This window comes from Acinetobacter minutum (assembly GCF_035916735.1).
GTDB lineage: Bacteria > Pseudomonadota > Gammaproteobacteria > Pseudomonadales > Moraxellaceae > Acinetobacter.
This window is the reverse complement of record NZ_JAQIHG010000002.1, coordinates 1-14045: the sequence shown is the minus strand read 5'-3', so window position 1 is coordinate 14045 and position 14045 is coordinate 1. Positions and strand designations below refer to the sequence as shown.

Here is a 14045-nt window from a genome sequence, read left to right as displayed (position 1 = left end):
GGCGTTTTTTATTGAATATCGGTTAGCCTTCTAAAAAATCAGGTTGTTCATCATCTTCAAGTTCTGCATTCGCAGGTGCGCTATTGGCTGAGGTTAGCAATTGATCGCGGATCATGCGTTCAATTTCGTCTGCCAAAGCCAGGTTTTCTTCTAGGTAACGGATAACATTGTTTTTACCTTGGCCAATTTTATTGCCCTGATAAGAGTACCATGCACCAGCTTTTTGGATTAGATCTTGTTGTACCGCTAAATCAACTAACTCGCCCATATGGTTGACCCCTTTGCCATACAGAATTTGGAAGAGGGCTTCTTTAAATGGTGGAGCCATTTTGTTTTTCACGACTTTAACTTTGGTTTCCGAACCAATAATCTCATCGCCTTCTTTGACTTGACCTACGCGGCGAATATCCAGGCGTACAGAAGCATAGAACTTCAGGGCATTACCACCAGTAGTGGTTTCGGGGCTACCAAACATCACGCCAATCTTCATACGGATCTGGTTGATGAAGATTACCATACAGTTAGAACGTTTGGCATTACCGGTGATTTTACGCAGTGCCTGACTCATCAAGCGTGCCTGCAGACCCATGTGGGAATCACCCATTTCGCCTTCAATTTCGGCGCGTGGCGTCAAGGCGGCCACGGAGTCGACGACAATCAGGTCAATCGCACCTGAACGAACTAGCATGTCGGCAATTTCTAGTGCCTGTTCACCATTGTCTGGTTGAGAGACCAGAAGATTGTCGATGTCGACACCCAGTTTACGTGCATATTGTGGGTCAAGTGCATGTTCTGCATCGATAAACGCACAGGTGCCACCAGCCTTTTGACATTGCGCAATTGCTTGCAAAGTCATAGTGGTTTTACCTGAAGATTCAGGACCGTAGATTTCCACGATGCGGCCTTTTGGCAAACCGCCAATGCCTAACGCGATATCTAGGGTAAGCGAACCTGTTGATACGGCTTCAACCGCCTGAACCGTGTTATCACCCAAACGCATGACGGTATTTTTACCAAATTGCTTTTCAATCTGGCTTAAAGCAGCATTCAGCGCTTTACTCTTATTCTCATCCATCTCGTAACCTCAAAACGATGCACATTCACTATTCACTTAAGTGGATGGTTAAACTTTCAACTTGTTTCCACCGTTTTATAGTGACAGATCTTTCTTTTATATTCCATGTCATATCCGTCTGCTACGACATGATATGACGTCCTGTTTTAATCATCATTATAAGACCAATGCTGGTCATATTGTTGATCATTATCCTGTTTAAACTTGCTGATTTGACGACGGTCCTTTTTGCTTGGTCGATGATCAGGTCGTGCTAGATTATGCAATTTTCGTTGCGATGCGATTAATTCCCGACGAGCAACACTGACTTCTGTCTCGCGATACAGTTGCTGAGCGATCGGTGCAGGTCCACGTACAGCTGAAAGGGCTTCTACAACCACGGTTTTACGATCGAAACCCTGTTGAATCGTCAGTTCCATACCAATACGGATTTCTTTGGAGACTTTCACCCGTTCATTGTTGTGGTGGACTTTGCCACCTTCAATGGCCGCTTTAGCCATTGAACGGGTTTTAAAAAAACGTGCAGCCCAAAGCCACTTGTCCACACGCATACTTTCAGTGGTCGAAAGGTCAAGCTGTTTTTGCATCGAGGTCCTTTAAATTGAATTGAGCGAGTAGGGGAAGGAATTCGGTTAAATGATCAATAGCGGGGTAGTCAAGTTCATGTGACTGGCGCTGTGCTTTTTGGGTGGAGGGTTGGGTTATGGTCACCAAATGCTGGATCCCGAAACGTTGCGCACAAGCAAGGACGGCTGCAGTGTCATCGATTAATACAGCCTGGGTTGGATCGAAAGGATGCATGGATTGCAGGATCTGCCAGAACTCAACATATTCTTTGGAATAGCCGATCTGCTCACTGCTGATCATCACGTCAAAATAGGGTTGTAGGTCGACATTCTCAAGCTTAAGCGCTAGACCAGCACAGTCCGCATTCGTTACTAGCCAGCAGCGATAACCTTGCTCTTTGAGCATTTTGAGTAGTTCAAAGCAACCCCTACGAGGTTTGATGTGTGCCTGGAATTCTTTTTGCAGCTCTAACGTATCGACACCGACTTTTTCGGTCCAATAACGTGATGAATACCAGGAAATGGTATGTTTATGTTGCTGATAAAACTCAAACAAAGTGGCCTGACTCTGTTGTAATGAACAGTGATGAGCAAGAGCATGACGTTCCGGTAAACGGTGATTCCAGATCAGATCATCGAAGGCCAAATCTAAAAGAGTACCGTCCATGTCAAACATGATAATCGGTCGGGTCATGTATGTTTCCTTATGGTACAGCAGGCTTGAAAATCGATCGGCACAGCGAAATTTTGCATGTTAAGGTGGCAACCTTGAGTTAATTTTAAAAGTCGAAATTTCATGAGATTTGAGTATTTGGCTTTTAGTCTTTTGCCAGAAACTTTGTTTATAGAATGGTGTGTTTTTCGGAATATTCAAGTCTATTTTAATGCGAGAATTTTGCACGCGCCTTTAAAAACCAGTACAGCGACAATTGAACCAATGATCAGGTCAGGATAGGCAGACTGTGTGACATAGACCAGTATTCCTGCCACAATGACACCGACATTGACGAGGACGTCGTTGGAAGAAAAAATCCAGCTTGCCTGCATATGTACCCCATCTTCCTTGTGACCAGAAATTAAATACAGGCAGTAAGCATTACCGGCAAGGGCAATCAGGCTAATGATCATCATTAACCCTGCCTCAGGTTCACTGCCAAATATAAAACGTCGGATCACATCGCTGATCACCATAAAGGCCAATAAAATCTGTAACCAGCCGGATATATGTGCTGCTTGCAGTTGATATTTTTGTGCTTTACCGACCGCATATAACGCGATGCCATAAACGGCAGCATCAGCAAACATATCCAGAGAGTCTGCAATCAGACCTGTTGAGGAAGCCAAAATACCCGTGACCAGTTCAACGATAAACAGCACAGCATTGATGGCTAGAAGTATGAGTAGAACTCGGCGCTGTTGTTCGGGGCTGTTTTGCACTGGTATTGAAGCATGAATTTTAGATGACGATTGTAAAGTACTGCCCAAATGTAATTGTTCAAGTGCAGAGCTAATCGCGGCTGTATCTCCTGAATGTTGAACTTCAAGCGTGCGCTGTTTGAGATCAAATGTGAGATGCTGGATATGCTTTAAGGGGGCTAAAGCCATACGAATCATTTGTTCTTCTGCTGGACAATCCATCTGTGAAATGTGGTAACACGTCGTATAGCTGATTTCTGCAGGGTTTGTGGCTAATACTGTTTGCAAGCATTCAGCACCTAAACGCAGGCTTTCTAAGGCTGTTGTAATTTCTTCTGCACGATCTTGATGCCAAACAGTCAATTTACGCTGTGGCAAATCAAATTTTAGTTGCTGAATTTGGCTGATATTCGCAAGCTTCATCCGGATCAATTGCTCTTCTGAAGAACAGTCCATCTGTGGGATTTTATAATCACTAATAAAGGAGACTGTTGGTTCAATCAAAACAGCACGTTGTGGTGAGTCCGCTGGAGTCGATTTGCATCCGCAGCCGCTCATAGTCATTTTCCCGATAGATAGTCTTGAGTGTTCAAGATTAGAGAATTCATTCTGACTCTACAAGGTGTGGAGTAAGTCGGGTGACGTGAGTGTATGCTCTTTTCCAATGTTGAAAGTCAAGAGCAATGCACCTATACAAGCTAGTCTGAAAGACTAATAGGTGTTTTAAGCAGGATTGGTCTAATATAGAAAGAAGAAATACCTTGAGTGATCAATCTGGCTGGAAGTGGATTCATAGACAGTTGTTCTTTTAACGGTATCACATTTATAAATCTTTCCAGATCTAGCACGCAGGTGATGTCTGTTGTTCAGCATCAGGTCGTGTGGAGATAGGTAATCTATGTTTGTACACACTCAAGCACCTACTGATGAGCTGATGCTCAAATTACTGCCTATTTTACAACAGGCTGGTCAGATTTTACTGGAGGAGTATCAGGCTTACTGTGCTGGTCAAGATTTTGATATCGATGAAAAGCATGATCAGTCGCCCGTGACGCAAGCAGATTTGAAAGTCAATGCTTTTTTATTGGCACAGCTGGCAGAGCTCACCCCCGATCTTCCTGTGCTTTCTGAAGAGAGTGATTATTCACAACGCCATCACTGGCCACGTTGCTGGATGTTAGACCCGCTGGATGGAACCAAAGAATTTATCCATGAGCGTGATGAATTCACCATCAATTTAAGTTTGATTGAGCAGCATCAAACTGTGCTGTCAATTATTGTGGTGCCTTGTGAGCAGGTGGTTTATCTGGGCTATACGCATGAGTTGCCTTACAAATATCAATTTTCACAGCAGGTCTGGCTACAGTACTGTTTGCAGCCACGTGCAGAGCAAACCATCCAGGTGGGCTTAAGCCATAACAGCCGTGATCCGCGCTATCAAAATTATATTGAATGGATTGAGCAGCATAAGCCCGTAGTGCGTCGTGAAGCGGGCAGTGCATATAAATTCTGTATGATGCTCGAGGGGGAAATTGATATCTATCCTCGTTTCCACCCGACCTCTGAATGGGATACCAGTGCAGGTCAGGGACTTTTGGAAAGTATTCAAGGTGGTTTGTTAACTTTACAAGGTAAGCCTTTTGTGTATAACCAGCGCGATACAGTATTAAATGAAGGATTTATCGCATTTGTAAGTCCTGAAACACGTCAGCTTGCCCTAGATGCCTTACAAAATCATGATAAGTGTAATTAACGGTTTCTCTGTCGTACGGATGGGGTATAGTGAAAGCATAACTCAGGATAGAAACAGATAACGTCATGTCTCTCGAACTGCTACCCTCCAGCATGTTACATGCTATTGATTTGCTTCCCGATGCTCAAACACCGGTGACTTTGTTTACCCGTCATTCGGTAAGAGAAATTCAGGACGGGCAGGGACTGGCAGGCTATGATTTGCAATTAACCCCGCAGGGACGTAAGCTTGCTCAGGCGTGGGGAGCATATCTGATCCAAAATACCGGTCGTGTGGTCCAGCATTGTATTTCCAGTCCGATCCAGCGTTGTATCGATACAGCGGCATTGATGATTGAGGGTGCAGACCAGGTCAAGCAATCCCAACATAATACACATCGCATTGAAATTGTGGAGCAGGGCTTATTGGTTGAGCCTGGCAGTTTTGTGTTGGATATCAAGCAAGCTGCGCCGTATTTTAAGCAGCAAGGTGCATTGGGATTTATTAACAGCTTTGTTAATAATGCATTACCCGGTATGAAACATCCGATTCATGGGGTAGCTGATGTGCTGGAGCTGATTTATAACACCCATCCGCAAACCGCGCAGGGCTTAAGTTTGGCAGTGAGCCATGATACGATTATTGCCGCGATTATTGCGGTCATCTCAGGACACAAGCAAATTGCCCAAGAAGACTGGCCAGCAATGATGGAAGGACTATTTGTTTGGTTTGAAGGTGAAGAATTTAGTAACAGTCAACTGAAATGGATCTGGCGAGGTAAGGTACAGCAGTTGCATATTCCAGAATTTTTACAGCGTCATTCTGTACACTAACAAGTTGAAAGATATGTGATTTTTATAACAGTATTCTAGATTTCAGACATAAAAAAAGCCCTGTGAAGGGCTTTTTTTACATGCATCAATTAGTTAGCAGCAAGTGCTTTAACTTGAGCATTTAAACGGCTCTTATGACGAGCAGCTTTATTTTTGTGGATGATGCCTTTATCAGCCATACGGTCGATTACAGGAACAGCTTTTTTGTAAGCTTCTGTAGCAACAGCATAATCACCAGCAGCGATTGCACTTACAGTACGTTTGATGTAAGTACGAACCATAGAACGCAAGCTTGCGTTGTGTTTACGCGCTTTAACGTTTTGGCGCGCACGTTTTTTAGCCTGAGCAGAGTTTGCCACTCTTGCACTCCTTGAAATTGATTGGTCTGGGCGGGCTGTAGTTTAAACTGACATTTGCCAGAACACGCTATCACCAGCCCGTAAACAAGTGCCATATTTTGATGAAATGGCACACCGAAGTCAAGCTTTGAGACGCTTTGACAACATTTTAGATGAAGATAAAAATGAAAGAAAACGTTAGATTATAAGAAATCTCCGGAGATAGAATAAAAAATGACTAAAATCATCAAGAAAGCAATTGTAATTGGGGCGAGTGGTTTGGTTGGGCGAGCCTTGGTGCAAAGCTTGCACGAGCTGGGGCAATGCGAACAAATCACAGTAATTGTAAGACATCCCATCAGCGAGTTTGAGCATCTGGAAAAAGTCCAGCAACTGATACTCGAAGATTTTCTCCTGTTAAATGATGAAGATGTGAATGGTCATACCCATGCATTTAGCTGTTTGGGGACGACCTTGAAAAAGGCGGGTTCTCGACAAGATTTTTACGATATTGATTTTGAAATCAATGCGCATTTTGCTGATCTGTTACAAGATAAACCGATTCATTACCTATTGGTGAGCGCACTCGGTGCAGATTCAAATTCCTGGATTTTTTATAATCAGGTCAAAGGCGAACTCGAAGACTATATTCAGAGTTTGAATCTGGCTCAGGTGTCTATTTTTCGACCGTCGCTGTTATTAGGACAACGTCAAGACACACGTGTTCTGGAGCATTTTGCCCAAAAAGCCTATGGCATTGTTGAACCTTGGATTAAAAAGCGATTTCGCTATAAACCGATTTCAGCACAACAACTGGCTCATACTATGGTCGAGGTTGCACAATCGCAAACGGAAGCCTTTCAAATTTATGATAATTTAAGCCTACAAAAAAACCGATAGATGCGGAGAGAGAAATGACTACAGCAGCATTTGTAACCTGTGATTTACTTGATGATCATCCTGAGCTGGACCTGCAAGTGGTAAGCCCTTCATTGGATGGTAAATTTTTTAAAAGTTACGGGGCACGCAAAACCTTTGGTGGGCAGGTAGTCACGGTAAAATGCTTTGAAGATAATTCTCGAGTCAAAGAGCTGCTTGCAACCGACGGAACAGGAAAAGTTCTGGTTGTGGATGGCGGCGCTTCGATGCGTTGTGCCTTGATGGGGGATTTAATCGCTGAATCTGCGGTAAAAAACCATTGGAATGGTGTGATTATTTACGGTTGTGTACGTGATGTAGACGCGATTGCTCAGCTGGATCTCGGCGTCCATGCTTTGGCTGCTATTCCGCAAAAAAGTAACCGTAAAGGTCTAGGCGAAGTTGATATTACTTTGCATTTTGGTGGCGTTACCATTCAGTCCGGTGATTACATTTATGCGGATAACAACGGTATCGTGGTGGCAAAACAAGCTTTGGTGAATTTAGCCTGACGAGTCGATGCCTTAAACAAGGAAAACCCTTGCTACTTTTACTCAATAAAAAAGACAGATAAATCATTTATCTGTCTTTTTTATGATAGATAGGAAAAGACTTTGCTCAAAACTCAAATATATAAAATCTAAATGTATGCTTTAAAAATCAATTGTTCGGATGAGAATCTGATTCTTCTGAACTTGCTAGATGCTGAGTCAATATGAAATAGCCTAAGCATGTAAACAATTACTTCTGTAAATCAAACAAGTGTGGGAAAAACCTGACTAAAATAGATGTAATATTTTTTTTGAATCTGAAAAGGATGAGGAAATGTTAAAGGAGCTCACTGATCTCTTTAAACCAAGCGCTAAGGAAACTGAAGAGCAGGTCTATTTACGTGAACAGAATATCCAGTTTGATCCGGAACAGGGTCCAATTGTTGATGGCATTGTCGTGAATCTTCTGGCTGCACGATTGGAGTATTTTTCTAACCGAAAACTGGAAAATTTTAACGATCTCAAAAAACTGTTTGAAATTACTCCGCAGATTAACGAAAAAATTGATCTGGAAATCGCCACGCAACGTTTTGTGGAGCATTTGGGTAATACTCAGGCTAACCTAAATGAGTTGAAACAAATTATTCAGAAATTGAATGCTTACTTTGTGAAATTTCAACGCAATAAATAAAAATGAGAGTGCTAAGAAGGGCAGATTAGTCAATTCCACTAGGTTCGTTTTGGCTGGAGCCAGGTGTTGAAAAATTGTGAGTTACCACATCATCGAAGTTGAGAAAATTTAACTAAACTGGCGTTCGCATCATGCTAGTATTAGCAACAATGTCATTTAGGCCCAGATCTATCTACATGTTTCAAAAAGAAATCTCTCAGCTCAATCTGTCACAGCTCAAAGCCGGTGAAAAACGTTGGATCGGTTCAATTTTAGGTTCAGCAGCAGCATTACTCTTTAAAGAAATCAGTGAACAGTCACAGCAGCTTCTGGTGATTGTTGCGCGAAATAACCAGCATCTGGCCCAATTAGAAAGCGAACTGGAATTTTATGGGGTGAAACCCACGATTTTTCCGGATTGGGAAATTTTGCCTTATGACCGTCTGTCTCCGCACCAAGACATTGTTTCTGAACGTTTGTCTATCCTGTCTAATATGCCGAAACAGGGCATTTTACTGCTTTCGGCATCCACGCTTGCACAGCGTGTCGCACCAGCTTCCTGGATTCTTGGTGAACATTTTGATATTAGGGCCGGGCAGAAGTTTGATCTGGAGCAACAAAAAAGCCGTCTGATTCAGGCAGGTTACCATTTGGTCGATACGGTTTATGATCATGGTGAGTTCGCCGTTCGTGGCAGTATCATGGATATTTATGCATCAGGTCAGCAGTCGCCGATCCGCATCGATCTGTTTGATGATGAAATTGAAACGCTACGATTTTTTGATCCTGAAACCCAGCGTACCACTGAAAGTTTGCAAAGTTTCAGTATCTTGCCTGCCAAAGAATTCCCTCTAAAAGAAGCACGTTCGATTTTTAGAGATCGCTACGCGGAAAGTTTTCCTACAGCAAATCCAAAGAAAAATCCAATTTATCAAGATGTATTGGAAGGCATTGCGACACCCGGATTGGAGTTTTATTTTCCACTTTTCTTTAGTAAAGAGATGATGCAAAGTCAATCAACCCTTGCATCGTACTTACCTAAGAATTGCATTGTCATTACAAATAAGCAGGTCGAAGAGGAGTTGACTGCTTTTTGGAAAGATGTCATCCGTCGTTATGAAGAACGTCGCCATAATATTGATCAGCCGATTTTACCGCCAGAAGAGATTTTTATTCCGGTAAATCAGATCTTGTCCATGCTCAATCAGTTCCCGCGAATGATTGCATCTGCTGATGAGGTTGAACTCAAGGCGGGAGCGCTGAATTTAGAAACGCAGGAACCGCCTAAACTTCCCGTTGATCCGAAGCAAGAGCAACCTTTTTTTAGAATCAAGCAATATGTTGAGGCGTCAAATTCGCCTGTATTGTTGGTTGCAGAAAGTGCGGGACGCCGTGAAACGCTGAAAGATGCACTTAGAAGCAGTCTGGGTGAAATCCCAAGCGTACAGAATTTTGCCGAATTTATCACACAGAAACACGCTGTAGCCATTACCAGTGCACCTTTAGACCGTGGTTTACTGTTGACGGATCAGCTCTCCGTTATTTCAGAAAATCAGCTTTATGAGCATCGTGTTGTACAGCGACGCCGTAAACGTCAGCAGGAAGTGTCGGAAGAATTTTTAATTCGCAGCCTGACAGAACTGAATATTGGTGCTCCCGTGGTACATATTGATCACGGTGTAGGGCGTTATGCTGGTTTAATGACCCTAGAAATTGATGGGCAAACCCATGAATTTTTGCAACTTGATTATGCAGAAGGAGCCAAAGTTTATGTACCTGTGACCAATCTGCACCTGATCAGTCGTTATAGTGGCGGTGATCCGGACTTGGCACCCTTACATAAGCTGGGAACCGATACTTGGAATAAGGCAAAACGTAAAGCGCTCGAGCAGATCCATGATGTGGCTGCGGAGTTGCTGCATATCCAGGCCCGACGTCAATCTAAACCTGGCTTTGCATTCGAGCTCGACCATACTCTGTATATGCAGTTCGCAAGCGGTTTTGCCTATGAAGAAACACTGGATCAGGCCAATGCAATTGAAGCTACCTTGCATGATATGCAGCGTGCACAACCCATGGATCGTTTGGTCTGTGGCGATGTTGGCTTTGGTAAAACCGAAGTTGCTATGCGTGCAGCCTTTGTAGCGGTACAGAACAATAAGCAGGTAGCGGTACTGGTGCCAACTACCTTACTGGCTCAACAGCACTATGAATCCTTTAAAGACCGTTTTGCAGATTGGCCGGTACGCATTGAAGTCTTATCGCGTTTTGGTTCGAGTAAGGCGCATTTGAAGACCATCGAGGATTTGACCGAAGGTAAAGTCGATATTGTCATTGGTACCCATAAAATCCTGCAGGAAAATGTGCAGTTTAAAGATCTTGGACTGATGATTGTGGATGAGGAACACCGTTTTGGTGTGCGCGATAAAGAACGCATTAAAGCTATGCGTGCCAATATTGACATGCTTACGCTAACGGCAACTCCTATTCCACGGACCTTGAATATGGCCTTTAGCGGTATGCGTGATTTGTCGATTATCGCGACGCCTCCGGCACGACGCCTTGCGGTGAAGACCTTTGTCACGGAACACACTGGCGATGCGATTAAGGAAGCGATTCTGCGTGAGATATTGCGTGGGGGGCAGGTGTACTTCCTGCATAATGAAGTCGAAAGCATCGAGCGCGCTGCTGAAAATATACGTCAAATGGTGCCTGAAGCCCGTGTCGCAGTGGCTCATGGGCAAATGCGTGAACGTGAGCTCGAACAGGTCATGCAGCAGTTTTATCATAAAGAATATAACGTGCTGGTGTGCTCGACCATTATTGAAACCGGGATTGATGTGCCAAATGCCAATACCATTTTGATTGATCGGGCAGATAAACTCGGTCTAGCTCAGCTACATCAGTTGCGGGGCCGTGTTGGACGTTCCCACCATCAGGCCTATGCCTATTTACTGGTGCCTTCGATCAAACATCTGAAGGGCGATGCGGAAAAACGTTTGGATGCCATCCAGCGTGCGTCAACGTTGGGTGCTGGTTTTATGTTGGCTACTGAGGATTTGGAAATCCGTGGTGCAGGAGAGCTGCTTGGTGAGCAACAAAGTGGTTCGATGCAGGCGATTGGTTATAGTCTTTATATGGAAATGCTGGAAAAAGCCACCAAAGCCATTCAAAAAGGCAAGACGCCGAATTTCGATGCACCGCTATCGCTGACTGCAGAAATTAACCTGCACATGCCTGCCTTAATTCCAGATGATTATTTGGGAGATGTACATCAGCGTCTTTTATTCTATAAACGCATCAGTAATGCCGACAGTCAGGAGAAACTGGATCATATCCGTATGGAATTGATTGACCGTTTTGGGATCTTGCCACAAGCAGTGAAACAGCTTTTCAGTGTGCATCAAATTCGTTTACAGGCCGAACAGTTGGGCATTACCAAGGTTGACCTTAATCGCCAGGGTGGACATATTGAATTTTCTCCCGATACACCCGTGCAGGCGATTAGTATCATTCAATTGATGCAGAAGCATCCAACGTATTACCGAATGGATGGTGGGCAACGTCTGAAAGTGACGGTTGAACTCGAAGATTACGCAAAACGCCTACAGTTCATTCATGATGTGCTGAAAGGTTTGTTACAAGACTTGGCGAGATAATACTGATGTAACGGAATCCTCTACAGGATTCCGTTACATTTCACGGATTGTCCAAACAAACAGCATTTATTTCGACAAAGGCTTGATTATTTAAAGAGATTCTTTAAAGTGCTGATATTGGGTATAAAAGTGATACGCTGATTTGGCATAAAACCCTTTACGTACAATATTCACACCACATCTGATGTGGTAGTATTAACCATCATAGTTATTGCATCATTTATAAAGATATGTTTAGTTTGCACCCACAACTTGCTCAAGATACTTTTTTGGTTGGCGATTTTCCGCTATCAACATGTCGTTTAATGAATGATATGCAATTCCCATGGCTGATTTTGGTGCCACGTGTACCAGGCGTCACTGAGTTATATGAATTAAGTCAGGCGGATCAGGAACAGTTTCTGCGTGAGTCGAGCTGGTTATCCAGCCAATTATCCCGCGTGTTCCGTGCAGACAAAATGAATGTAGCAGCTTTGGGGAATATGGTGCCCCAGTTACATTTTCATCATGTGGTGCGTTATCAGAATGATGTGGCATGGCCAAAACCAGTGTGGGGAACACCAGCAGTTCCTTATAGCAATGAAGTCTTGGCACACATGCGTCAGACCTTGATGTTGGCTTTGCGCGGGCAAGGTGACATGCCATTTGATTGGCGTATGGATTAATCCAGATCGGTTTCCCGTCACGCGTATGGCGCGTGACAAAGATTTGAGCATTGGGGTGCCATTGTGCCATTAGCAAGCTGGGTTGAGAAAGAACCAAGACAATTCGCGTATTTCCATCGCCTGATGGGGTATTTGATGCTGTCTTTGTTAGTGGTCATTTATTATTACACGGCACCTGATGTTAATTACCAGATTTACACTCCACTATTTTTTTTATTTGTTCTTCTGATTCACCCTAAATTATCACGTTGGCTACTGTATCGTTATAATAAAAGAATTAATAATTATGTGATGTTCGCTCTAGATGTGATGGTGGTTGCGGTCACTTTATCGGCTGTTCATCTGAGCTTGGTCCTGAGTTTTATTGCCTTATTTGCTTTATTGTATACGGCAATCAATAACAAAATTCCATTCCTGATTGTCTCAATGGCAAGTTTGTTGGGAATTACAGTTTTCTACCTGAGCAATATCTTTATCTTTGGTTTTGCTGAATATTTTGATCACACCAGTACCGAACTGATTGTATTGGGTTTTATCTGTCTCATTGCTTACTTTGGTGTCGGTAGCTTTTATCAAAACCAGCGTGCGAGTTTCCTTAATAAAAATCGTCAGCATTATTATGAGGAAATGAATCGTTATATGGAGCTGGCCAATCAGCTCAGCCGCTATGCACCGCTGCAGTTATGGCAATCCATTATGCGCGGAGAGGCACAAGCCAAAATTGAATATAAACGTAAGAAAATGACCATTTTCTTTTCGGATATTCAAGGCTTTACCGAATTATCTGAAACCCTGATTCCCGATGATCTGGCTTTCTTGCTCAATGATTATCTCAGTCACATGACCGATATTGCGAAGCAATATGGTGGTACAGTTGATAAATTCATGGGCGATGCCATCCTGATTTTCTTTGGTGATCCACATTCGAATGGTGTTGCCCAAGATGCAAAAACTTGTGTGGAAATGGCTCTAGCCATGCGACAGCAAATGAAGCTGTTACGCGAACGTTGGGTGAAAATGGGCTATCCGGCATTACATATCCGTATGGGCGTGAGCACGGGGTATTGTCACGTGGGAAACTATGGGGCTGCTCACCGTATGGCGTATACGATTGTTGGTCGAGATGCTAACTTGGCTGCCCGTTTGCAAAGTGCGGCCAAGGTGGATGAAATTCTGATCTCTGATGATACCTATCAGCTGATTAAAAGTGATTTTCTGTGTTCGCCGAAGCCCCCTATCTTTCTGAAAGGTATTCAGGGGCCTGTAAAGACTTGGCAAATCATGGAAAAATATAATGTTCGTAAACTCGATAATCAGCAATGGTTTGATTATGAATACAAAGGTTTCCATCTTCTGTTGAATTTAGATGAAGCACAAAATTTCGAATATCCTGAGCTGATTAAGGTGCTCGAAAACATGATCCAGCGTTTAGAATTACAGCGTAAACTGACAAATTCGCAAGGGATCGTGAAATTGCATATTGAAGACGAAGTGATTCAGATGCCTAAACGTGAGACGGTATCCTCTGCTTCACAACACCAAAATATATAAAATTCAAGCAAATAAAAACCACTCAACTGAGTGGTTTTTTATTGGAAAGTTTAGGTAAGCGTTCGCTGAACACACCTTATGAATTCATCCTATAAGCCTTAATTTAGTCCCCACTTAAAAACAAGTGGGGA

Annotated in this window: 13 protein-coding genes; 8 read left to right on the top strand and 5 right to left on the bottom strand. The window is 43.2% G+C overall.

Going from position 1 to position 14045, the window contains the following annotated elements; all coding sequences use genetic code 11:
* Positions 1-22: 22 nt before the first annotated feature.
* From recA to PAE54_RS01000, 4 genes are all read right to left on the bottom strand, one after another.
* On the bottom strand, positions 23-1075 hold the full coding sequence (gene recA / locus PAE54_RS01015) for a recombinase RecA (RefSeq protein ID WP_273779165.1): 1053 nt from the start codon (positions 1073-1075) through the stop codon (positions 23-25).
* 146 nt (positions 1076-1221) lie between these two features.
* On the bottom strand, positions 1222-1662 hold the full coding sequence (locus PAE54_RS01010; RefSeq protein WP_273779166.1) for an RNA-binding S4 domain-containing protein: 441 nt from the start codon (positions 1660-1662) through the stop codon (positions 1222-1224).
* Positions 1646-2335 carry an HAD-IA family hydrolase gene (locus tag PAE54_RS01005; protein ID WP_326518087.1) on the bottom strand — a complete coding sequence of 230 codons (690 nt, stop codon included), beginning with the start codon at positions 2333-2335 and terminating at the stop codon, positions 1646-1648. Before PAE54_RS01005 ends, PAE54_RS01010 begins: the two co-directional genes overlap by 17 nt.
* A gap of 182 nt (positions 2336-2517) precedes the next feature.
* The gene (locus tag PAE54_RS01000; protein ID WP_326518086.1) at positions 2518-3615 is read right to left on the bottom strand and encodes a cation efflux transmembrane domain-containing protein; all 1098 of its coding nucleotides are present in this window, start codon (positions 3613-3615) and stop codon (positions 2518-2520) included.
* 340 nt (positions 3616-3955) lie between these two features.
* Here PAE54_RS01000 and PAE54_RS00995 point away from each other — a divergent pair, with 340 nt between their 5' ends.
* Both PAE54_RS00995 and PAE54_RS00990 read left to right on the top strand, forming a co-directional pair.
* Complete coding sequence (locus tag PAE54_RS00995) at positions 3956-4810, top strand: 3'(2'),5'-bisphosphate nucleotidase CysQ family protein (RefSeq protein ID WP_326518085.1); 855 nt, start codon at positions 3956-3958, stop codon at positions 4808-4810.
* A 65-nt stretch (positions 4811-4875) separates the two neighbouring features.
* A complete protein-coding gene (locus tag PAE54_RS00990; RefSeq protein WP_326518084.1) occupies positions 4876-5622 on the top strand; it encodes a phosphoglycerate mutase family protein in 747 nt (248 codons plus the stop codon).
* A gap of 89 nt (positions 5623-5711) precedes the next feature.
* On the opposite strand, the gene rpsT is transcribed toward PAE54_RS00990, so the two are convergent.
* Entirely contained in the window at positions 5712-5981 is a 270-nt protein-coding gene (gene rpsT, locus PAE54_RS00985; RefSeq protein ID WP_273779171.1) for a 30S ribosomal protein S20, read from the bottom strand.
* A 213-nt stretch (positions 5982-6194) separates the two neighbouring features.
* Between rpsT and PAE54_RS00980 the strand changes: the two genes are divergently transcribed.
* The 6 genes from PAE54_RS00980 to PAE54_RS00955 all read left to right on the top strand — a co-directional run bounded on the left by PAE54_RS00980 (position 6195) and on the right by PAE54_RS00955 (position 13914).
* Positions 6195-6860, top strand: a complete 666-nt coding sequence (locus tag PAE54_RS00980; protein WP_326518083.1) for a Rossmann-fold NAD(P)-binding domain-containing protein — start codon at positions 6195-6197, stop codon at positions 6858-6860.
* A gap of 14 nt (positions 6861-6874) precedes the next feature.
* A complete protein-coding gene (rraA, locus tag PAE54_RS00975; protein ID WP_273779173.1) occupies positions 6875-7390 on the top strand; it encodes a ribonuclease E activity regulator RraA in 516 nt (171 codons plus the stop codon).
* Positions 7391-7703: 313 nt separating this feature from the next.
* Positions 7704-8060, top strand: coding sequence for a hypothetical protein (locus PAE54_RS00970; protein ID WP_326518082.1), 357 nt, complete (start codon positions 7704-7706; stop codon positions 8058-8060).
* Positions 8061-8236: 176 nt separating this feature from the next.
* Positions 8237-11698, top strand: coding sequence for a transcription-repair coupling factor (gene mfd, locus PAE54_RS00965; RefSeq protein WP_326518081.1), 3462 nt, complete (start codon positions 8237-8239; stop codon positions 11696-11698).
* Between the two features lie 230 nt (positions 11699-11928).
* Complete coding sequence (locus tag PAE54_RS00960; RefSeq protein ID WP_273779176.1) at positions 11929-12363, top strand: HIT domain-containing protein; 435 nt, start codon at positions 11929-11931, stop codon at positions 12361-12363.
* Positions 12364-12426: 63 nt separating this feature from the next.
* A complete protein-coding gene (locus PAE54_RS00955) occupies positions 12427-13914 on the top strand; it encodes an adenylate/guanylate cyclase domain-containing protein (protein WP_326518080.1) in 1488 nt (495 codons plus the stop codon).
* Positions 13915-14045: the final 131 nt, after the last annotated feature.